Below are 20,090 nucleotides of genomic sequence, written 5' to 3'. Positions count from 1 at the left end.
TGGTGCGGGTTCAGGCGCGGAACGCGGAGGCGCCGCTCAGGGCGCCGTCCCGTGTGCCCACCCGTCCCGCCCCAGCGGGACGATTGCCCACACGGGGGGGGACGGGGGGGCACCGCCCCGGCGGGCGCCCCGCACGGGCGGGGGCGCCGTCCCGCAGGGGGGCGGGCCCCGTGTGAGGTGCCGGGTGGGGGTCAGGGGCGGAGGCGGAGGCCTCGGGGGGTGGCCAGGAAGCCGGCTGTCTCCAGGGGGCGGGACAAGGGGGACGTCAAGGACGCGGCGCCGTTGATCCGCTCCACCGTCACCGTCCCCAGCGCCCCCGCCCTCGCCGACCCGGCCAGCGCCTCCGCCGCCGCCCTCAGGGCCGGATCGTCCGGGTCCGTCGGCCAGGAGAGGAGCGTCTTGCCGCCGCGCTCCATGTAGAGCGTGAGCTCGCCGTCGACCAGGACCACCATCGCGCCCGCCTTGCGGCCCGGCTTGTGCCCGGCGCCCGTCGGCGGCTCGGGCCAGGGCAGCGCCGCCCCGTACGCGTTCGCCGGGTCGGCGGCGGCGAGGACCACGGCTCGCGGGCCGGCCGCCGCCTCGGCGCCCCGGTCGCGGGCGGTCGCCGCCGCACGCAGCCGGTCCACGGCCCCGTCCATCGCGAACTGGGCCGCGCCCAGCCCCTCCACGACGTAGCCGCGCCGGGCCTGCCCGCTGTCCTCGAAGGCCGCCAGGATCCGGTACGTGGCCGAGAAACCGCCCTCCACCCCCTCGGCGGCCACCGCGCCCCGGGTGACCACGCCGTGCCGGTCCAGGAGGGTGCGGGCCAGGGCGTGCGCCCGGTGCGTCGGCTCCGGCTCGGGGGGCGGGAGGAGGGACCAGCGGCCCGAGACCGTGGGCGGGCCCGTGCGGGACGCCGGGCGGGCCGCCGCCGTCAGCGTGCCGTACCGGCCGCGCGGGACCGTGCGCCGCGCGCGGTGGGCGGTGGAGCCGGCCGTGCGGCCCGAACCGAGGAGCGCGCGCAGCGGGGCCAGGGTGTCGTTGGTGAGCCGCCCCGACCAGGCCAGGTCCCACAGGGCGTCGGCGAGCTGCGGATCGGTGGCGTCCGGGTGGGTGGTGGCCCGGACCTGGTCGGCGATCTGCCGGAAGAACAGGCCGTATCCGCCGGAGAGGGCCGTGAGGACGGATTCGTGCAGGGCGGACAGTTCCAGGGGGTGCGGCGGCGGGAGGAGCAGGGGCGCCGCGTCCGCCAGGTAGAGGGAGACCCAGCCGTCCTTGCCCGGGAGCGAGCCCGCGCCCGCCCAGACGACCTCGCCGGTCGTCGTCAGCTCGTCGAGCAGTGCCGGGGAGTAGTCCCGGACCCGGGACGGCAGGATCAGCTTCTCCAGGGCCGAGGCCGGGACCGGCGCGCCCTGGAGCTGCTCGACCGCGCGCGCCAGGCCGTCGATGCCGCGCAGGCTGTTGCCGCCCAGGTGCTGCCACTGCGGCAGGAAGGTGGCGAGGGCCGCCGGGGGCACCGGCTCCAGCTCCTGGCGCAGGGCCGCCAGGGAGCGGCGCCGCAGTCGTCGCAGCACGGTCGCGTCGCACCACTCCTGGCCGATCCCGGAGGGGTGGAACTCGCCCTGGACGACCCTGCCCGAGGCAGCCAGGCGCTGGAGGGCGCCGTCGGTGACGGCCGCGCCGAGGCCGAAGCGGGCGGCGGCCTGCGAGGAGGTGAACGGGCCGTGCGTGCGCGCGTGGCGCGCCAGCAGATCGCCCAGCGGGTCCTTGACCGGCTCCGTGAAGGCCTCGGGCACGCCGACCGGCAGGGCCGTGCCCAGGGCGTCCCGGAGCCGCCCCGCGTCCTCGATCGCCGCCCAGTGGTCACGGCCGCCGATCCGCACCCGGATCGCCCGCCGGGCCGCCTCCAGCTCGGGCGCCCAGCCCGCTTCGGCGCCGCGCTCGGCCAGCTCCCCGTCCGTCAGCGGCCCGAGGACCCGCAGCAGGTCGGCGACGCCCTCCACGTCCTTGATGCGGCGGTCCTCGGTCAGCCACTGGAGCTCCCGCTCCAGCTCGGCCAGGACCTCGGGGTCGAGCAGTTCCCTCAGCTCGGCCTGGCCGAGGAGCTCCGCGAGCAGCCGGGAGTCCAGCGAGAGGGCGGCCGCCCGCCGCTCGGCGAGCGGGGAGTCGCCCTCGTACAGGAACTGCGCCACGTACCCGAAGAGGAGCGAGCGGGCGAACGGGGAGGGCTCGGGGGTGGTGACCTCGACGAGTCGCACGCGCCGGGCCTCGATGTCCCCCATCAGCTCTTCGAGGCCCGGGAGGTCGAAGACGTCCTGGAGGCACTCGCGGACGGCCTCCAGGACGATCGGGAACGAGCCGAACTCGCTCGCCACCTGGAGGAGCTGGGCCGCCCGCTGCCGCTGCTGCCAGAGCGGGGTGCGCTTGCCGGGGTTGCGCTTGGGCAGCAGCAGGGCGCGCGCCGCGCACTCGCGGAAGCGGGAGGCGAACAGCGCGGAGCCGCCCACCTGGTCGGTGACGATCTGCCCGATCTCGCCCCGGTCGAAGAGCGTGTCGGCCGCGCCGACGGGCGCCTTGTCCGCGTCGTACGTCGTGTCCAGGTGCCGGTCCGGGGCGACCGGCTCGTGGTCCAGGAGGTCCAGGCCCATGTCCAGGCCCATCAGGTCGGCGTCCGGCAGGCGCAGCACGATGCCGTCGTCCGCGTGCATCACCTGCGCGTCCATGCCGTACCGCTCGGCGAGCCGCGCGCCGAGCGCCAGCGCCCACGGGGCGTGCACCTGTGCCCCGAAGGGGGAGTGGATGACGACCCGCCAGTCCCCGAGCTCGTCGCGGAAGCGCTCGACCAGGATCGTCCGGTCGTCCGGCACGTGGCCGCAGGCCTCGCGCTGCTCCCCGAGGTACGCGAGGACGTTCTCCGCGGCCCAGGCGTCCAGGCCCGCGGCGAGCAGCCGCAGGCGCGCGTCCTCGTCCCCGAGGGCGCCGATCTCGCGGAGGAACGCGCCCACCGCCCGCCCCAGTTCGAGCGGGCGGCCCAGCTGGTCGCCCTTCCAGAAGGGCAGTCGGCCCGGCACGCCGGGCGCGGGGGAGACGAGCACCCGGTCCCGGGTGATGTCCTCGATCCGCCAGGAGGTGGTGCCGAGCGTGAAGACGTCGCCGACCCGCGACTCGTACACCATCTCCTCGTCGAGCTCGCCGACCCGGCCCCCGCCCTTCTTGGGGTCCGAGCCCGCCAGGAAGACGCCGAACAGGCCGCGGTCGGGGATCGTGCCGCCCGAGGTGACCGCGAGCCGCTGAGCGCCGGGCCGCCCCGTGACCGTCCCGGCCACCCGGTCCCAGACCACGCGCGGGCGCAGCTCGGCGAAGGCGTCGGAGGGGTAGCGGCCGGCCAGCATGTCGAGGACGCCGGTGAACGCCGACTCGGGCAGCGAGGAGAAGGGCGCCGCCCTGCGCACCACCGCGAGCAGGTCGTCCACCTGCCAGGTGTCGAGCGCGACCATCGCCACCAGCTGCTGCGCGAGGACGTCCAGCGGATTGGCGGGGATCCGCATGGACTCGATCCCACCGGAACGCATCCGCTCGGTGACCACGGCCGCCTGCACCAGATCGCCCCGGTACTTGGGGAAGACCACGCCCGTGGAGACCGCTCCCACCTGGTGGCCGGCGCGGCCCACGCGCTGGAGGCCGGAGGCGACCGAGGACGGCGACTCGACCTGCACCACCAGGTCGACCGCGCCCATGTCGATGCCCAGCTCCAGGCTGGAGGTGGCCACCACGGCGGGCAGCCGGCCCGCCTTCAGGTCCTCCTCCACCTGGGCGCGCTGCTCCTTGGACACCGAACCGTGGTGGGCCCGGGCGAGCAGCGGCGGGGCGCCCTGCGCCGCCCCCGACTGGGCCATCACCTGGGCCGGGGGCGCCCCCTCGGGGAGCGGCTCGCCGGTCGCCCGCTCGTACGCGATCTCGTTGAGCCGGTTGCACAGGCGCTCCGCGAGCCGGCGGGAGTTCGCGAAGACGATCGTGGAGCGGTGGGACTGGACGAGGTCGGCGATCCGCTCCTCGACGTGCGGCCAGATCGACGGCCTGTCCCCGCCGTCCTTGCCCTCCGAGGCGGGGGAGCCTCCCAACTCGCCCATGTCCTCGACGGGGACGACGACGGAGAGGTCGAACTCCTTGCCCGACGGCGGCTGCACGATCTCCACGGCCCGCGCCGGGGAGAGGTAGCGGGCGACCTCGTCGACCGGGCGGACCGTGGCCGACAGGCCGATCCGGCGCGCCGGACGGGGCAGCAACTCGTCGAGCCGCTCCAGGGAGAGGGCCAGATGCGCGCCCCGCTTCGTGCCCGCGACCGCGTGGACCTCGTCCAGGATGACCGTCTCCACGCCCGACAGCGCCTCGCGCGCGGCGGACGTCAGCATCAGGAACAGGGACTCGGGGGTGGTGATCAGGATGTCCGGCGGCCGCGTCGCGAGCGCCCGGCGCTCGGCCGCCGGGGTGTCCCCGGACCGGATCCCGACCCGGATGTCCGGCTCGGGCAGACCCAGCCGCACGGACTCCTGGCGGATGCCGGTCAGCGGCGAGCGCAGGTTCCGCTCGACGTCCACGGCGAGGGCCTTCAGCGGCGACACGTACAGCACGCGGCAGCGCTTCCTCGCCTCGGCGGGCGGCGGGGAGGACGCGAGCCGGTCCAGGGAGGCGAGGAACGCCGCCAGCGTCTTGCCCGAGCCGGTCGGCGCGACGACGAGGACGTCGGAGCCCGCGCCGATGGCCCGCCAGGCGCCCTCCTGCGCCGCCGTGGGCGCGGAGAAGGCCCCGGTGAACCAACCGCGGGTCGCGGGGGAGAACGAGTCGAGCGCGGACCTGACCATGCCCCCCATCGTGCACCCCGCCACTGACAACCGCCCGGACCTGGGGAATCCCGGTCGTCGCGGGCCGCCGGAGGGGCGCAGAATGGGGGGATGGCCAGGGGCACGGAGAAGGAAGGCGCGAGCGGGGAGCGGGCGCGGTACTGGCAGTACGCCGAGCTGCCCGGGGTCGATCTGCTGCACGCCCACTACGTCCGCAAGGCCTTCGCCCGGCACACCCACGAGTCCTTCGTCTTCGCCGCGATCACCGAGGGCGTCGAGGCCTTCCACCACCGCGACCGGCTCGTCCACGCCGGGCCGGGACAGATCGCCCTCGTCAATCCGGACACCCCGCACACCGGGTACGCGGGCGTGCCCGAGGGCTGGACCTACCGGACGATCTATCCGGACGCGGAGATCGTCCGGTCGATCGCCGCCGACACCCTCGCCCTGCGCGGCGAGGCCGGCTTCACCTCGCCCGTCGTCGACGACCCGTACGCCGCGCAGCTCGTCGTCGGCGTCCACCGGGCCGCCGAGGAGGGCAACGCGCTCGCCGCGGACAGCCTCCTGCGCCTGGTCACCGCCCGGCTGCTGCGCAGTCACGGCGGGCTCGTCACCCCGCTCCCGCCCCGCTCGGCGGGCGCCCGGAACGCGGCACGCGCGCGTGACGTCCTGGAGGCCGGGATGGTCGAGCCGCCGACCCTGGAGCGGCTCGCCGCCGACCTCGGCACCAGCCCGTTCGCCCTGCTCCGCGCCTTCCGCGAGGCGTACGGGATGCCTCCGCACACCTGGCTCACCGACGCGCGCGTACGCCGTGCCAGACGGCTCCTCGACGCGGGGACGCCCCCGGCGGAGGCGGCCGCCGCCGTCGGCTTCACCGACCAGTCGCACCTCAGCCGGCACTTCACCCGCAGCGTCGGGGTGCCGCCGGGCGCCTACCAACGCGCGCGGGGCACGGGCCGGCGGACCCCGCGGGCCGACACGGGGACGTGACCGGCGCAAGAACGTACAAGACCGGTCACGAACCGGCCCCGTAACGTCCCTGACGTGGCAGAACAGACAGCATCCCCCGTCATGTGCGACGACACACCGGCCAAACCCGACGCGGCCGTCGTCCGCGACGCGCTCGGCGTCGGCGTCGCCGTCGGGCTCTCCGGCTTCGCCTTCGGCGTGACCTCGGCGGGCTCCGGCCTCAGCCTCCTCCAGACCTGCGTCCTCAGCCTGCTCGTCTTCACCGGCGCCTCCCAGTTCGCCCTGGTCGGAGCGCTCGCCGCGGGCGGCAACCCCTTCACGGCCGCCGCCGGCGCCTTCTTCCTGGGCACCCGCAACGCCTTCTACGGACTGCGGCTCTCCCAGCTCCTCGCCCTGCCGAAGGCCGTCAGGCCCTTCGCGGCGCACTGGGTGATCGACGAGACCACGGCCGTCGCGCTCCCCCAGCCGACCCGCCGGGCCGCCCGGATCGGCTTCACCGTCACCGGCCTCACCCTGTACGTCCTGTGGAACCTGACCACGCTCCTCGGAGCGCTCGGCGCCGAGGCGATCGGCGACACCGCGGCCTGGGGCCTCGACGCCGCCGGTCCCGCCGTCTTCCTGGCCCTGCTCGCCCCCATGCTGAAGTCCGCCACCGAGCGCGCCACCGCCGGGATCGCCGTCCTGCTCGGCCTCGGGCTGCTGCCCGTCCTGCCCGCGGGCGTCCCGGTCCTCGCCGCCGCCCTCGCCGCGCCCGCCGTGCTCTGGGCCCGGGGCCGGCGCACCGCCCCCACCGGACGAGAGAAGGACTCCCGATGAACGTCTGGATCGCGATCGCCCTCACCGCCGCCGGGTGCTACCTCGTCAAGCTCGCCGGCCTGCTCGTGCCCGCGGGAGCGCTGGAACGCCCGCTCGTCCAGCGGCTCGCCGCCCTGCTCCCCGTCGCGCTGCTCGCCGCGCTCACCGCCCAGCAGACCTTCAGCGCGGGCGGCGACCTCGTCCTGGACGCCCGGGCCGCCGGACTCGCCGCGGCCGCCGTCGCGCTCGTCCTGCGCGCGCCCTTCCTGGTCGTCGTGGGCGCGGCCGTCGCCGTCACGGCGGGGGTCCGGGCCCTGGGCTGGTGACGGCGGCGACCGCGCCCCTCCGCCCGGGCCGGGCCTGCCGACCCGGCCCGGGGCCGTCGGACGTCTGATCGCAGGACCCCCGCCGACTGCCCCGCCGGGCCCCCGGCCGCCGGACCCCGACCGTCGGACTCGCCGACTGCCGGGCCCCGACCGTCGGACCCCCTGACCGCCGGGCCCCCTGACCGCCGGGCCCGGCGTCGTGCCTCAGCCGATCGCGGCCTCAGCCGATCGCGCGGCCGTGCGCCCGGAGGGTGCGCAGCGCCTCGATGGTGGCGATCGGCCGCCATTCCAGGGACGAGCCGGGCGCCCAGGCGGCCCGGCGGGCCGGCCAGCCGCCGTCCTCCTGCTGGTCGGCTTCGAGCCGGTCGAGCGAGCGGGCCATCTCCGCGTCCGTGAACCAGCGCCCGGCGAGCGAGTCCGGCACGCGCGCGTAGTCGTGCGGGTGGAGGACCTCGCCGGGCGCGTACCCGTTTGACGGCGAGTGGTCCTCGGGCTGGTCGGGGTCCAGGAGGGCGAGCCGCTGCTCACGGACGAGCCGTCCGAGCCGATCGGCGGCCGCCTCCGCGCGCGGGCGGTCGGGAGCGCCGTCCAGGAAGGCGACGGCCGCCTGGATCTCGTACGGATGGGACTTCTCGAGCGACTCCACGGCCCACCAGCAGAACTCGGTGGCCCGGAACAGCCACGCGTGCCACACCTGGTTGCGGTGCAGCACGCCGACCACCGGGCCGGTCGAGAGCAGCGCGCTCGGCGGGGCGTCGACGACCGGGAGGAAGGGCGCCGAGGGGTAGCCGCGTTGGGAGGGATGGATCGCGGGGAGCGCCCCGTCGTGCGTGGACACCTCCGTGAGGTAGCGGCAGATCCGCTCCACGCGCAGTCCGCCGCAGCGGCCGATGGTGTCCAGGACCCGCAGCCCGTGCGCGGTGTGCAGGGGCTGGCTCACCGGGCCGCGCAGATCCGGTTCGAGGGCGTGTCCGTAACCGCCGTCCTCGTTGAGGTACGCCATGAGGGCCGTCTCGACCTGGTCCGGGCCACCGCGCAGGAAGTGGTAGGCGAACCGGCGCTGTTCGAGGACGCGGGCCGTCAGCCAGACGAAGCGCTCGGCGCGGGCCAGGGGAGTCGAGGGCGGGGGGAGGGGATTTTCGGCCATGCTCCGACCGTAGGGCGGAAAAGCGCGGTGACAAGGCCTGCGGAGCGGGCTGCACTCTTGGGAGCGGGATACTGGATTCATGCGGTTGACGATTTTCTGGGAACGGATGGCCGACCACTTCGGCGCGTCCTACGCCGAGTCCTTCGCGAGCGACCATGTGATGGCGGAGCTCGGGGGCCGGACGGTACGGGAGGCGCTGGACGCCGGCTGGGAGGCGAAGGACGTGTGGCGTGCCGTCTGCGCGGCCGTCGACGTACCGGCCGACAAGCGGTGACCGGAAGGCGAACCGCCGGGTGACCGCGGGGGATCTCACGGGGCCCCGGGTGGAATGTCCGCCCGGTGCGCGAGACTGGCGGGGTGGCCCCGACTGACGACACCGACAAGACCGAACCGAACGATGTGCCCGAAGGGCCGGACGCGACGGCTTCCCCAGAGCCCGGGCCGGTGACAGAGCCCGAGCCGGTGGCCGTCCCGGAGACCGCTCCGGCCGCGGCCTCCCCGGAGGGAGCCGGCGGGAGAGGCGCGGCGGCCGTGCCCGACGCCCCGGCGGCCGTGCCGTCGGAAGCGCCGGCCGCGCCGGCCGCCGGGCCCGCGCGGATGCCGCGCTGGCTGCCCCGCGCGCTCGTGCTCGCCCTCGCGCTCTACGCCGTCTTCCTGCTGGGCAACTGGGCCTTCCACCAACTTGTCGGCCTTCTCGTCAACATCCTGCTGGCCTTCTTCCTCGCCCTCGCCATCGAGCCGGCCGTCGGACGCATGGCGGCGCGCGGGATGCGCCGCGGCCTCGCCACCTTCCTCGTCTTCTTCGCCGTCACGGTCTTCGGCCTCGGCTTCGTCGTCCTCCTCGGCTCGATGCTGGCCGGGCAGATCGTGGACATGGTCGAGAACTTCCCGAAGTACCTCGACTCGCTGATCAACTGGATCAACCAGAACTTCCACACGGACCTCTCGCGCGTCGAGGTCCAGGACAGCGTGCTCAGCTCCGACTGGCTGCAGAAGTACGTGCAGAACAGCGCGTCCGGCGTCCTCGACGTCTCCGCCACGGTCCTCGGCGGACTGTTCCGGCTCCTGACGATCTTCCTCTTCGCGTTCTACTTCGCGGCCGACGGTCCCCGGCTGCGCCGCGCGCTCTGCTCCGTCCTGCCGCCCGCCCGGCAGGCCGAGGTGCTGCGGGCGTGGGAGATCGCCGTCGACAAGACCGGCGGCTACCTCTACTCGCGCGGGCTGATGGCCCTCATCTCGGGCATCGCGCACTTCGTGCTCTTCGAGATCCTGGGGGTGCCGTACGCCCCGGCGCTCGCCGTGTGGGTCGGTCTGGTCTCGCAGTTCATCCCGACCATCGGCACCTATCTCGCCGGCGCCCTGCCGATGCTGATCGCCTTCACGGTCAACCCCTGGTACGCGCTGTGGGTGCTCGGCTTCGTCGTGATCTACCAGCAGTTCGAGAACTACATGCTGCAGCCGAAGCTCACCTCGAAGACCGTGGACATCCACCCGGCGGTGGCCTTCGGCTCGGTCATCGCGGGGACGGCGCTGCTCGGGGCCGTCGGCGCGCTGATCGCCATTCCGGCCGTCGCCACCCTCCAGGCCTTCCTCGGCGCGTACGTGAAGCGGTACGACGTCACGGACGACCCGCGCGTCCACGGCCACCGCAGGTACGGCGAGGCGGTCGTGGCCCGACTGCAGAAGGCCCTGCACCACAAGAAGGAGTCCTCGCAAGGGGAGTCCTGAGCCTCCGCGCGGTCAGAGGTACGAAGGGCCCGTCACCCGGTGCCGGAAGGCGTGCCGGATCCATGCCTGGACGGCCACCAGGACCGGGGTGACGGCCAGCAGGGCGGGCACCAGCAGCCGGAGCGTGGTCGGCGCGGCCGCCCGCTCGGCCAGCGGCAGCACGGTGCCCGCCCACAGCGGCAGCACGGCCAGCAGGGCGCCGGTGAGCGCGAAGGACTGCCAGGGGCGCCCGGCGCGTCCGACGAGCCGGCGGGCCCGCTCGTACGGCACGCCCGTGAGGCGCAGCGCGGCGAACCCGAGCCCGTGCGCGGCGAACAGCGCGGCCACGGCGAGCGCCGTGAGCACCGCCGTCGGGCCCGTCGCCGGGGCGTACGGGCGACCGGTCAGCAGGGCCGCGAGCAGCCACCCCCAGGAGAGCGCGACGGCCCAGCTGCCGCACGTCACGGCGGCGTCGCAGCCCGCGCGCCAGCGGGGCCCGGGGCCGCCGGCGCGCGACCAGAGCCCCACGTCCCGGAGGATCCAGCCGGCCAGGAGGGCCACAAGGACCGGGAACTGGCCGCTCAGGAGCTCCCCTTCGAGGGCGGGGAAACAGCCGACGAAGACGCCGGCGGTGGCGACCAGCCAGACCTCGTCCCCCAGGAAGAAGGGGGCGAAGGAGGCGAGGACGAGACGCCGCTCGCGGTCGTCCCGGCCGAGCCAGGGGGTGAGCATGCCGGTGCCGACGTCCGCCCCGGCGAGGACGGACCAGCCCGCGGTGAAGAAGGCGAGCAGGGCGATGGCCAGGGTCTCCACGGAGGCTCCTCGGTGTCGATGGGCGGTGCGGGCCGTTCAGTAGCGGGGAGCCGGCAGCGAGTCCGCCGGATCGGGCGGCGTCCCTTCCCCGCCGTCGGCGGGGTCCGGGCGCTCGTCGTGACCGAGGCCGGACTCGACGGGGCCGCGGCGGGCGTGCCGGGCCAGGAGCCAGGCGTCGAGGAGGGCGAGCGCCACGAAGACGGTGGTGAAGACGGTGAGGGAGAGGCGCATGGTGCCGGGGGAGAGGTCCGAGACGGCGTCCTCCGTCCTGAGGAGCCCGTAGACCACCCACGGCTGCCGCCCCGCCTCCCGGAAGACCCAGCCGCCGATCATCGCGAGGTACGGCAGCGGCACGGCCGCCATCAGGACGAGGTGCCAGAGCCGGAACCGGAAGACGGCCTTCTTGAAGCAGGCCAGGATCACCCCGGCGAAGCACAGGTACATCATCAGCGCGAAGCAGAGGAGCATCACCAGACCGCCGCCCCGGGTCCACGCCTCCGAGGGCACGTAGTCGCCCGGCCCGAAACGCTCCGCCATCTCCGCCTGCACGCGCGCGATCTCGGCCGCCTTCCCGCTGAAGACGGCCGACTTCATGGGCTGGAAGGTGGCGAGGACGCCGAACTGCAGCCCGCCGAAGACGGCCGCGGCCATCAGCGCCGGAGCCGACAGGAAGACCCCGATGCGCAGGCTGCGGCCGAAGAACTCCCACTCCGGGCTGCGCCGGAAGAGGTGGTACGCGCTCACCCCCGCCATGAAGAAGCCGGCGGTCAGCAGCGCGCCCGCCAGGACGTGCCCGAAGGCGAGCAGCGCGGAGGGGTTGGTGAGGACGGCGACCGGGTCGTCGAGGACCAGCTCGCCGCCCTCGGAGGCGTGCCCCACGGGGTGGTTGAGGAAGCCGTTGGAGACGAGGATCCAGTACGCCGAGAGGTAGGCGGTCAGGACGACGATCCAGATCGCGGCCAGGTGGGCCCAGCGGTTGAGCCGGTTCCAGCCGAAGATCCACAGGCCGAGGAAGGTCGACTCGACGAAGAACGCCACGATCGTCTCGACGGCGAGCGAGGCCCCCAGGACGTTGCCCGCCTCGTGGGTGAGCCCGCTCCACGCCATGCCGAACTGGAACTCCATCACGAGGCCGGTGACGATCCCGACCGCGTAGTTGATCACGTACAGCCGGCCCCAGAACCGCACCATGCGCGCGTACAGCGGCTTCCGGCCGAACGTCGCCAGGGTCTGGAGCACGGCCACGACGGTCGCGAGCCCCAGGGTGAGGGCGACGAAGAGGAAGTGGCCGCCCGCGGTGAGGGCGAACTGCAGCCGCGCGAGATCGAGTACGTCCTGATGCACCCGGTCAGCGTCGGCGTACGGTCAGGGGCCCCGCGTCACCCCGGGGTGGACACCGGCCGTACTCCGGCGGTTGCGCCTCCCCACGCGCGCGTACTCCACGAGATGTCCCCGTGGGCGGCCGACCCCTAGGGGACGTCAGGCCGATCAGGCCGGGCTCCCCAGGGGTGTCAGGCCAGCCAGCCCGGGGTGATCATCCCGGACTCGTACGCCAGGATCACCAGCTGCGCCCGGTCCCGCACGGCCAGTTTGGTCATGATGCGGCTGACGTGGGTCTTGGCGGTGGCGGGGGAGAGGACGAGCCGGCCGGCGATCTCGTCGTTGGAGAGCCCGGTGCCCACCAGGCCCAGCACCTCGCGCTCCCGCTCGGTGAGGGCGTTGAGCCGGGGGCTCGGGTCCGGATGCCGCCCGGCCAGACCGGCGAACTCGGCGATCAACCGACGGGTCACGGCCGGGGAGATCAGCGCGTCGCCGCGCGCCACGACCCGTACCGCGTGCAGCAGTTCCATCGGTTCGGTGTCCTTGACGAGGAAGCCCGAGGCGCCGGCGCGCAGCGCCCCGTACACGTGGTCGTCCGCGTCGAACGTGGTCAGGATGACCACCCGCACCCCTTCGAGCCGCGCGTCGGCGGTGATGCGGCGGGTGGCCTCCAGGCCGTCGAGCACCGGCATGCGGATGTCCATCAGGACGACGTCCGGGCGCAGTTCGCGGGCGAGCCCGATGGCCCGCTCCCCGTCCCCGGCCTCGCCGACGACCTCGATGTCCTCCTCGTCGGAGAGGATCGACCGGAAGCCGGCCCGGACCAGGGTCTGGTCGTCGGCGAGCACGACACGGATCATCGGGGGTCCCTCTCGGACGGGGTGGGGTCGGTGGGCGGGGTCGGGCCGGTGGGCCCGGTGGTCGCCGTGGGCGGGGTCGGGGCGGTGGTCCCGGTGGCCACCGGGGGTGGGGCCGGGGCGGTCAGGGGCAGCCGGGCGTCCACCAGGAAGCCGCCGTCGTCGCCGTTCCGGGCGGTGAGCTCCCCGCCGAACGCCCGGGCCCGCTCGGCCATGCCCCGGATGCCGCTGCCCAGCGGCCGCCCCTCCGGCGCGCCCTCGCCGTCGTCCGCGATCCGCAGCCGTACCGCGTCGGCACCCCAGTCCAGGGTGACCGTCACGGTCCGCGCGCCCGCGTGGCGGGTGACGTTCGTCAGCGACTCCTGCACGATCCGGTACGCGGCGAGGTCGACGGGCGGCGGCAGCGGTACGGGCGTGCCCGTGGTGTGGACGCGGACGTCGAGACCGGCGCCACGCGCGCGCGTGGCGAGATCGTCGAGGAGCGCCAGACCGGAGGACGGCGTGGTCGGCGTGGCCTCGTCGGCCCGGCGCAGCACCCCGAGGGTCGCCCGCAGCTCGCGCAGGGCGTCCTTGCTGGTCGCCTTCACCGCCTCCAGGGCCTCGGTGGCGGTGGCGAGCCCGGCCTCGGGGGCGGGCCTCTTGCCGAGCCGGTGCAGCGCCGCACCGGACTGGACGTTGATCAGCGAGATGCTGTGGCCGAGCACGTCGTGCACCTCACGGGCGATCCGCAGCCGCTCCTCGGTCGCGGACTGCCGGGCGCGGGCCTCCTGCTCCCGCTCGGCGGCGAGCGCCCGCTGCTCCACCTCGTGGAGGTAGGCGATCCGGGTGCGCTGGGCCCGGCCGACGGCGACGAGGCTGATCAGCCAGCCGGCCAGCATCGCGAGCGAGGTGTCGTCGATCTGCCGGTGTCCCGGCTGCTGCCGGATCTCGCCGAACCCGACCGCGAGCAGGGTGACGGCGGCGAGCGCGACGGCCGCGGCGAAGCGGCCCTCGGCGGCGGTCGTGTACAGCGCGAGGGCGAAGGCGATCATCAGCGGGCCGTCCTGGGCGGACAGCGGGTAGTAGACGACGCAGGCGAGCAGCGTGGCCACGGCCACGGCGACCGGCCGCCTCCGCCGGAAGTACAGCGCCCCGCAGCCCGTCAGGATCAGTGCCCAGCCGAGCGCGGTGCGGAGCGCGGGCTCGCTCGTGTACTGCGCCGAGACGAGCGTCCAGACCGCCACGACGAGCAGGACGGCTCCCGCCACGAGGGCGTCGGCGGCCCTGGGCGACGGACGGCCGCCGCCGGGGGCGCGGAGGGGGAGGGGCATGGGCGAAGGATAGGCCGGGGGAGCTTTCCAGGGCTTATTTGCCGAGTTGTGTAGTAAAAAAAGTGAGTATGGTGGTGGGGTGTGCAGGGCTCAGGTGCTGCTCGGGTCGAGGAAAGGCGGGGTCATGTCGGACGGCACGTTTCTGCGGTACGTCGCGCTGGGGGACAGCCAGACGGAAGGGCTCGGCGACGGTGACGACGCCGGCGGGCTGCGGGGATGGGCGGACCGGCTCGCGGAGCTGCTCGCCCGCGAGCGGTCCGACGTGCTCTACGCCAACCTGGCCGTACGGGGCCGCCTCGCCGGCCAGGTCCGTGCCGAGCAGCTCGGCCCCGCCCTGGCGCTCCGGCCGGACCTCGCCACGGTCGTCGCCGGCGTGAACGACCTGCTGCGGCCGCGCTTCGACGCGGACGCGACGGCCGGGCACCTGGAGGCGATGTTCGCCGCGCTGACCGCGCAGGGGGCCCGCGTCGCCACCCTCACCTTCCCCGGCGTCGGCCGGATCACCCCGCTCGCCCGCCCCCTCGGCCCCCGCGTCGAGGCCCTCAACGAGCGGATCCGGGCGGCCTCGCGCCGGCACGGCGTCACCGTCGTCGAGACCTCCCGCCATCCCGTCGTCGACGACCCCCGGCTGTGGAGCCCCGACCGGCTGCACGCCGGACCGATCGGCCACGCCCGCATCGCCGCCGCCGTCGCCCAGGCGCTCGCGCTGCCCGGCTCCGACGACTCCTGGACCCGCCCCCTGCCCCCGCAGGCCCTCCCCTCGGGTCTCGGCGCGGTGGCCGCCGAGCTCCGCTGGGCCGGATCCTTCCTCGGTCCCTGGCTCGGCCGGCGCCTGCGCGGCCGTTCGTCGGGCGACGACCGCCGCGCCAAGCGCCCGGAACTGCTGCCGGTGACGGCCGGTCCCGGGACTCCTCCGGGGGCCGCGTGGCGCGCTTGACACTAAAATCGAACATCCATTCTCATGGAAGCCCGACCCTTGGAATCACGGGCTTGGCGCCGAGTTGTCCACAGGGCGGAGGGGACGTCGGGGCCCGTTGTCAGTGGCAGGGGTTAGCGTCTTTCACATGAAGCGATCGACTCAAGCAAACCGGGTGGAACCCATGGCAGGAACCGACCGCGAGAAGGCGCTCGACGCCGCCCTCGCACAGATTGAACGCCAATTCGGCAAGGGCGCCGTGATGCGCATGGGCGACCGTACCCAGGAGCCGATCGAGGTGATCTCCACCGGCTCGACCGCCCTCGACGTCGCCCTCGGCGTCGGCGGCCTGCCGCGCGGCCGTGTCGTGGAGATCTACGGCCCGGAGTCCTCCGGCAAGACGACCCTGACCCTGCACGCCGTGGCCAACGCCCAGAAGGCCGGCGGCCAGGTCGCCTTCGTGGACGCCGAGCACGCCCTCGACCCCGAGTACGCCAAGAAGCTCGGCGTCGACATCGACAACCTCATCCTGTCCCAGCCGGACAACGGCGAGCAGGCCCTCGAGATCGTCGACATGCTCGTCCGCTCCGGCGCCCTCGACCTGATCGTCATCGACTCCGTCGCCGCGCTCGTCCCGCGTGCGGAGATCGAGGGCGAGATGGGCGACTCGCACGTGGGTCTCCAGGCCCGTCTGATGAGCCAGGCCCTCCGGAAGATCACCAGCGCCCTCAACCAGTCCAAGACCACCGCGATCTTCATCAACCAGCTCCGCGAGAAGATCGGCGTGATGTTCGGCTCGCCGGAGACCACGACCGGTGGCCGCGCCCTGAAGTTCTACGCCTCGGTGCGCCTCGACATCCGTCGCATCGAGACCCTCAAGGACGGCACGGACGCGGTCGGCAACCGCACCCGCGTCAAGGTCGTCAAGAACAAGGTCGCGCCCCCCTTCAAGCAGGCCGAGTTCGACATCCTCTACGGCCAGGGCATCAGCCGCGAGGGCGGCCTGATCGACATGGGTGTGGAGCACGGCTTCGTGCGCAAGGCCGGCGCCTGGTACACGTACGAGGGCGACCAGCTCGGCCAGGGCAAGGAGAACGCCCGCAACTTCCTGAAGGACAACCCCGATCTCGCCAACGAGATCGAGAAGAAGATCAAGGAGAAGCTGGGCGTCGGCGTCCGGCCCGAGGCTCCCTCGGCCGAGCCGGGCGCGGACGCGGCGGGCTCCGCCGACGCGGCCGGTGCGGACGACGCCAAGAGCGTCCCGGCCGCCGCCGGCAAGACCGCGAAGACGACCAAGGCCACCGCGGTCAAGAGCTGAACCGGTGACCGGTCGCACCGAATGGCCGGGTGACAGCCCCGACTCGTCGAGGGCCGAGAAGGAGCTGTCACCCCAGGATCCGGCTGAGCGGGCGCGCGCGATCTGCCTGCGCCTGCTCACCGGAAACCCCCGCACGCGCAAGCAGCTGGCCGACGCCCTGCGCAAGCGGGAGATCCCCGACGAGGTGGCGGAGGAGGTCCTCTCCCGCTTCGAGGACGTCGGTCTCATCGACGACGCCGCCTTCGCGGGGGCCTGGGTGGAGTCCCGTCACCACGGCCGGGGCCTCGCCCGCCGGGCACTCGCCCGGGAGCTGCGCACCAAGGGCGTCGAGCCGGCCCTCATCCAGGAGGCGGTGGACCAGCTCGACTCCGAGCGGGAGGAGGCCACGGCGCGCGAGCTCGTGGAGCGCAAGCTGCGCGCCACCCGCGGCCTCGACCGCGACCGGCGCCTGAGACGGCTCGCGGGGATGCTCGCCCGCAAGGGGTACCCCGAGGGCATGGCACTCCGCGTCGTCCGCCAGGCGCTGGAGGCCGAGGGCGAGGACACGGAGGGTCTGGACGAGTCCTTCTGACGCGGGGGGACAGAAGGACCCGTCGGATCGCGCGGGGGAGGCGGACCCCGGCGGGGCCGAAGGCCCCGTCAGGGTGCGCGCGAGCGGGAGACCCTCCGGCCGAGCCGGGCCGGGCCAGGCCGAGCGGGCCAGGCCGGGCGGGCCGGGCTCAGGTGCGGGTGGCCGGGAGGAGGACCGGGAGGCCGGCGGCCTTCCAGGCCTGGAAGCCGCCGATGAGGTCCGCCGCCCGGTGCAGGCCCAGGCGGCGGAGGGACTCGGCCGCGAGGGAGGAGGCGTAGCCCTCGTTGCAGAGGACCACCACCCGCAGGTCGTGGCTGTCGGCCTCCGCCGCGCGGTGGCTGCCCAGCGGATCGAGCCGCCACTCCAGTTCGTTGCGCTCCACGATCAGCGCGCCCGGGATCAGGCCGTCCCGCTCCCGCAGCGCCGCGTAGCGCGTGTCGACCAGGAGCGCGTCACCCGCCTCGTACGCCTCGTAGGCGGCCCGGGGCTCGATCCGGTCGAGATTCGACCTGACCCGCTCCAGGAGTTCGTCGATGCCCACCCGCTCCTCGCTCACTGCCAGTCCTCCGGGCGCTCGACCTGCTCCAGGCGGAGCACCGCGCCCGTCCGGCTGAACCGCCGGATCAGCGGGAGCGGCGGATAGTAGGCGTGCACCGACACCGCGTGGGTGTCCGTGGACTCGTTGAGCACCTCGTGCACATGGTGGCGGCCGAAGGCCCGGCCGGTGCCCTCCGACAGCCGCCGGGAGCGGTCGAGGCCGTCGGCGAGCTCCAGGGTCTTCCAGCCGCTCGCCGGCAGCCGGACCGCGAGCGCGTTCTCGGTCAGCGTGCCGCGGGCGGTCGCGAAGGCGCCCAGCGACTCGGCGTGGTCGTGCCAGCCGGTGCCGCTGCCGGGCGGCCAGCCGATGAGCCAGGCCTCGCTGCCGCCGGGGCCGTCGAGCCGTACCCAGGTGCGGCCCTCGGGGTCGAGGGGGAGGGAGTCGACGAGTTCCTGGTCGGCCGCCGTGCGCCGGACGAAGTCGAGGAGTTCGGCCGAGGTCGGGGCGGAGGCGAGGACGAGGGCGGAGGGATCGGGGGAGGGGGCAGGGGGAAGTGCCACGGATGACCGTCCTGAGGTTCGCGGAAGAGCGCGCGACGGCACGCGGCACACGGCACACGAGACGTGGACGTGCGTCGGCGGCGGGGCGCGCGGGGAAAGGGGCGAGATCAGCAGGACGGGCGACACACGCAGCCCGCGTAGCGGACGAGGTCCATGTGGACCCTCCGCCACAGGCGCACATCGGTGTCGGTCACGCTCCGGAGTACACCATGCGCGCCTGCGGGAATCAATGCATGTCCGCCGTGCGGTCACCCGATACGGACACCTCGGGGGCCTCCCCCGGGGGAGCCTCGTCCGAGGCCGGGCCGCCCCGGGCCGCGTCCGCCGCCGTGTACAGCTCCTCGGGGCGGACCCCGGAGAAGGAGGCGACGAGGTGCCCGTCGGGCCGTACGAGCAGGACGGCGTGGGCCGCGGCTCCCGGATAGGCCTCCGTCACCAGGACCTCGGCCTTCACCGGCAGGGCCCGGACGGCCTCTTCGAGCCGGGGCATCACCCCCGCGGTCCGCCAGTGGCGCCGGTCCCAGACCCCGGTGCCGGGTGCGACGAGGAGGACCAGGAGGCGGCCCTGGCCGAGCCGGTCCCGGAGCCGTACGGTCGTGCCGTCGGGGGCGGTCACGCGGACGTCCTCGACCGGGGCGCCCGCCGGGGTGCCGACGGGCGTCTGCCCCTCGGTGTGGGGGGAGGCGAGGGGGGAGTGGGGGTACGCCGGGGGCGCGCCGAGCGGGCCGCGCCCCACGTGGCCGTCGGACAGCAGGGCGTCGTGGCCGCGCGCCGCTCCGGGGAGGTACGTGCGCAGGCCCCCGCCGCCGCGCAGTACCGGCAGCGACTGGTCGGCGGCGCGCAGCCGGGTCGCGACGGCCGTCCGCCGCTCGCTCTGGTAGCTGTCGAGCAGCCGGTCCGAGCCGCCGTGGTGCCAGGTGTGGGCGAGCTTCCAGGCGAGGTTGTCCACGTCCCTCAGCCCCTCGTCGAGGCCCTGGGTGCCGACCGCGCCGAGCAGGTGCGCCGCGTCCCCGGCGAGGAGCACCCGGTCCACCCGCCAGCGGCGGGCGAGCCGGTGGTGGAGGGTGTGGACGCCGGTGTCGATCAGTTCGTACGGAGGCGTCACGCCGTCGCACCAGCCGGCCAGGGTCTCGCGGATGCGGGCGATCAGCGCGTCCGGGGTGACCAGGTCGCCGCGGGGCGGCAGCAGCCAGTCGATCCGCCACACCCCGTCGGGCAGCGGGCGCGCGGTGATCTCCTCGGCCGCGCCGCGCCATGGGGGCTGACGGTGCAGCAGGGCCTCGCCGGGCCAGGGGAGTTCGGTGCGGAGCGCGGCCACGGCGTGCCGCTCCACCGCGGTGCGGCCGGGGAAACGGATCCCGAGCAGCTTGCGCACGGTCGACCGGGCTCCGTCGCAGCCGACGAGGTGGCTGCCGCGCCACCAGGTGCCCTCCGGGCCGCGCGTGTGGGCGACGACCCCGTCCCGGTCCTGCTCGACGGTGTCGAGCCGGGAGTCGGTGACGAGCCGGATCAGCTTCTGCCGGGAGATGGCGTCGCGCAGTCCACGGGCCAGGGCGTGCTGGGGGATGTGCAGCGGGGCGGCCGGGGAGGCGGGCGCGTCGGGGTCCTCGGACCACTCCTCCGTGCCGCCGAGCCCCAGGTCGAGCGTGATCCGGCGTACCTCCTGGCGGCGGCGCAGGCCGCGCCAGCCGATCCAGCGGACGCCCTCGTCACGGAGGGTCGTGCAGCCGAGCCGTTCGACCATCGCGGCCATGTCGGCGCGCAGGACGACGCTCCGTGCCGGGCGGGGCTCCTCCTTGCCGGTGCCCTCGTCGAGGACGACGCTGGGCACGCCCTGCGCGGCGAGCGCGAGGGAGAGCGCGAGGCCGACCGGCCCCGCGCCCACGATGATCACCGGGTCCACGGCGCGGCTCCTGAAGGCCGGACGGTCATGAGGGCAGCACAGCTGAGTGTGGCACGAGCCCGGTGGTTGATCACAGACCGTATGCAACCCACTGAAGATGCCCGCGTCAAGCGACGGGGTGGGCGCGGTGCGGCCGACCTCGGGTCGTTGCCGCTCCGGCCCACCCCGGGGTGGTCCACGGAGGTCCCGCAGGCCCCCACTGGCCTGCGGGAGTCCTCCG

General features: G+C 74.7%; 18 protein-coding genes. 8 read left to right on the top strand and 10 right to left on the bottom strand.

The window, feature by feature from the left end:
• Positions 1–191: 191 nt before the first annotated feature.
• Positions 192–4,841 (bottom strand): ATP-dependent helicase, encoded by a 4,650-nt coding sequence (locus ACIGW4_RS28360; protein ID WP_399583566.1) that lies wholly within the window; start codon positions 4,839–4,841, stop codon positions 192–194.
• Positions 4,842–4,931: 90 nt separating this feature from the next.
• Here ACIGW4_RS28360 and ACIGW4_RS28355 point away from each other — a divergent pair, with 90 nt between their 5' ends.
• From ACIGW4_RS28355 to ACIGW4_RS28345, 3 genes are read left to right on the top strand one after another with little or no spacing between them, the layout of a single operon-like run.
• Positions 4,932–5,810: an AraC family transcriptional regulator gene (locus ACIGW4_RS28355; protein ID WP_399583563.1), complete on the top strand. Its 879-nt coding sequence runs from the start codon at positions 4,932–4,934 to the stop codon at positions 5,808–5,810.
• 54 nt (positions 5,811–5,864) lie between these two features.
• Positions 5,865–6,605, top strand: coding sequence for an AzlC family ABC transporter permease (locus ACIGW4_RS28350; protein ID WP_398713641.1), 741 nt, complete (start codon positions 5,865–5,867; stop codon positions 6,603–6,605).
• Positions 6,602–6,910, top strand: a complete 309-nt coding sequence (locus tag ACIGW4_RS28345; protein WP_123455714.1) for an AzlD domain-containing protein — start codon at positions 6,602–6,604, stop codon at positions 6,908–6,910. The genes ACIGW4_RS28350 and ACIGW4_RS28345 overlap by 4 nt, the downstream gene beginning before the upstream one ends.
• A 220-nt stretch (positions 6,911–7,130) precedes the next feature.
• Here the strand turns inward: ACIGW4_RS28345 and ACIGW4_RS28340 are convergent, their stop codons facing one another.
• Positions 7,131–8,057, bottom strand: a complete 927-nt coding sequence (locus ACIGW4_RS28340; protein WP_359588317.1) for a hypothetical protein — start codon at positions 8,055–8,057, stop codon at positions 7,131–7,133.
• A 79-nt stretch (positions 8,058–8,136) separates the two neighbouring features.
• Between ACIGW4_RS28340 and ACIGW4_RS28335 the strand changes: the two genes are divergently transcribed.
• Together ACIGW4_RS28335 and ACIGW4_RS28330 are read left to right on the top strand one after the other, a co-directional pair.
• Positions 8,137–8,331, top strand: coding sequence for a DUF3046 domain-containing protein (locus tag ACIGW4_RS28335; RefSeq protein WP_030221389.1), 195 nt, complete (start codon positions 8,137–8,139; stop codon positions 8,329–8,331).
• Positions 8,332–8,588: 257 nt separating this feature from the next.
• Positions 8,589–9,785 carry an AI-2E family transporter gene (locus ACIGW4_RS28330; RefSeq protein WP_398713659.1) on the top strand — a complete coding sequence of 399 codons (1,197 nt, stop codon included), beginning with the start codon at positions 8,589–8,591 and terminating at the stop codon, positions 9,783–9,785.
• A 12-nt stretch (positions 9,786–9,797) separates the two neighbouring features.
• On the opposite strand, the gene ACIGW4_RS28325 is transcribed toward ACIGW4_RS28330, so the two are convergent.
• The 4 genes from ACIGW4_RS28325 to ACIGW4_RS28310 form a co-directional block, all read right to left on the bottom strand.
• Positions 9,798–10,577, bottom strand: a complete 780-nt coding sequence (locus tag ACIGW4_RS28325; RefSeq protein ID WP_398713639.1) for a cytochrome d ubiquinol oxidase subunit II — start codon at positions 10,575–10,577, stop codon at positions 9,798–9,800.
• A gap of 36 nt (positions 10,578–10,613) precedes the next feature.
• Positions 10,614–11,921 (bottom strand): cytochrome ubiquinol oxidase subunit I, encoded by a 1,308-nt coding sequence (locus ACIGW4_RS28320; protein WP_359588320.1) that lies wholly within the window; start codon positions 11,919–11,921, stop codon positions 10,614–10,616.
• Positions 11,922–12,088: 167 nt separating this feature from the next.
• Positions 12,089–12,757: a response regulator gene (locus tag ACIGW4_RS28315; RefSeq protein WP_399583556.1), complete on the bottom strand. Its 669-nt coding sequence runs from the start codon at positions 12,755–12,757 to the stop codon at positions 12,089–12,091.
• Entirely contained in the window at positions 12,754–14,064 is a 1,311-nt protein-coding gene (locus tag ACIGW4_RS28310; protein WP_399583554.1) for a sensor histidine kinase, read from the bottom strand. Before ACIGW4_RS28310 ends, ACIGW4_RS28315 begins: the two co-directional genes overlap by 4 nt.
• Before the next feature lie 124 nt (positions 14,065–14,188).
• Between ACIGW4_RS28310 and ACIGW4_RS28305 the strand changes: the two genes are divergently transcribed.
• The 3 genes from ACIGW4_RS28305 to recX all read left to right on the top strand — a co-directional run bounded on the left by ACIGW4_RS28305 (position 14,189) and on the right by recX (position 16,869).
• The gene (locus tag ACIGW4_RS28305; protein WP_399583551.1) at positions 14,189–15,001 is read left to right on the top strand and encodes an SGNH/GDSL hydrolase family protein; all 813 of its coding nucleotides are present in this window, start codon (positions 14,189–14,191) and stop codon (positions 14,999–15,001) included.
• A 163-nt stretch (positions 15,002–15,164) separates the two neighbouring features.
• Positions 15,165–16,298, top strand: a complete 1,134-nt coding sequence (gene recA / locus ACIGW4_RS28300) for a recombinase RecA (protein ID WP_123455720.1) — start codon at positions 15,165–15,167, stop codon at positions 16,296–16,298.
• Positions 16,299–16,302: 4 nt separating this feature from the next.
• Positions 16,303–16,869, top strand: coding sequence for a recombination regulator RecX (gene recX, locus ACIGW4_RS28295; RefSeq protein ID WP_123455721.1), 567 nt, complete (start codon positions 16,303–16,305; stop codon positions 16,867–16,869).
• 148 nt (positions 16,870–17,017) lie between these two features.
• Here the strand turns inward: recX and ACIGW4_RS28290 are convergent, their stop codons facing one another.
• The 4 genes from ACIGW4_RS28290 to ACIGW4_RS28275 all read right to left on the bottom strand — a co-directional run bounded on the left by ACIGW4_RS28290 (position 17,018) and on the right by ACIGW4_RS28275 (position 19,870).
• Positions 17,018–17,425 carry a rhodanese-like domain-containing protein gene (locus tag ACIGW4_RS28290; RefSeq protein ID WP_399583549.1) on the bottom strand — a complete coding sequence of 136 codons (408 nt, stop codon included), beginning with the start codon at positions 17,423–17,425 and terminating at the stop codon, positions 17,018–17,020.
• Entirely contained in the window at positions 17,422–17,967 is a 546-nt protein-coding gene (locus ACIGW4_RS28285; RefSeq protein ID WP_399583546.1) for a cysteine dioxygenase, read from the bottom strand. The genes ACIGW4_RS28290 and ACIGW4_RS28285 overlap by 4 nt, the downstream gene beginning before the upstream one ends.
• Before the next feature lie 107 nt (positions 17,968–18,074).
• Positions 18,075–18,146: a putative leader peptide gene (locus ACIGW4_RS28280; RefSeq protein WP_309544753.1), complete on the bottom strand. Its 72-nt coding sequence runs from the start codon at positions 18,144–18,146 to the stop codon at positions 18,075–18,077.
• A gap of 47 nt (positions 18,147–18,193) precedes the next feature.
• On the bottom strand, positions 18,194–19,870 hold the full coding sequence (locus ACIGW4_RS28275; RefSeq protein ID WP_399583544.1) for an FAD-dependent monooxygenase: 1,677 nt from the start codon (positions 19,868–19,870) through the stop codon (positions 18,194–18,196).
• Positions 19,871–20,090: the final 220 nt, after the last annotated feature.

Origin of the sequence: Streptomyces sp. NPDC053513 (assembly GCF_044544765.1) — a bacterium.
GTDB classification, from domain to species: Bacteria; Actinomycetota; Actinomycetes; order Streptomycetales; family Streptomycetaceae; genus Streptomyces; species Streptomyces litmocidini.
Note: the sequence above shows the minus strand (reverse complement) of the source record. Positions and strands in the feature narration are given on the sequence as shown.

Bases quoted from the DNA above. Each gene is read 5' to 3' on its own strand.
- ACIGW4_RS28310 (WP_399583554.1), bottom strand. From the start codon at position 14,064: ATGCCCCTCCCCCTCCGCGCCCCCGGCGGCGGCCGTCCGTCGCCCAGG.
- ACIGW4_RS28315 (WP_399583556.1), bottom strand. From the start codon at position 12,757: ATGATCCGTGTCGTGCTCGCCGACGACCAGACCCTGGTCCGGGCCGGC.
- ACIGW4_RS28305 (WP_399583551.1), top strand. From the start codon at position 14,189: ATGTCGGACGGCACGTTTCTGCGGTACGTCGCGCTGGGGGACAGCCAG.
- ACIGW4_RS28335 (WP_030221389.1), top strand. From the start codon at position 8,137: ATGCGGTTGACGATTTTCTGGGAACGGATGGCCGACCACTTCGGCGCG.
- ACIGW4_RS28340 (WP_359588317.1), bottom strand. From the start codon at position 8,057: ATGGCCGAAAATCCCCTCCCCCCGCCCTCGACTCCCCTGGCCCGCGCC.
- ACIGW4_RS28360 (WP_399583566.1), bottom strand. From the start codon at position 4,841: ATGGTCAGGTCCGCGCTCGACTCGTTCTCCCCCGCGACCCGCGGTTGG.
- recA (WP_123455720.1), top strand. From the start codon at position 15,165: ATGGCAGGAACCGACCGCGAGAAGGCGCTCGACGCCGCCCTCGCACAG.
- ACIGW4_RS28355 (WP_399583563.1), top strand. From the start codon at position 4,932: ATGGCCAGGGGCACGGAGAAGGAAGGCGCGAGCGGGGAGCGGGCGCGG.
- ACIGW4_RS28345 (WP_123455714.1), top strand. From the start codon at position 6,602: ATGAACGTCTGGATCGCGATCGCCCTCACCGCCGCCGGGTGCTACCTC.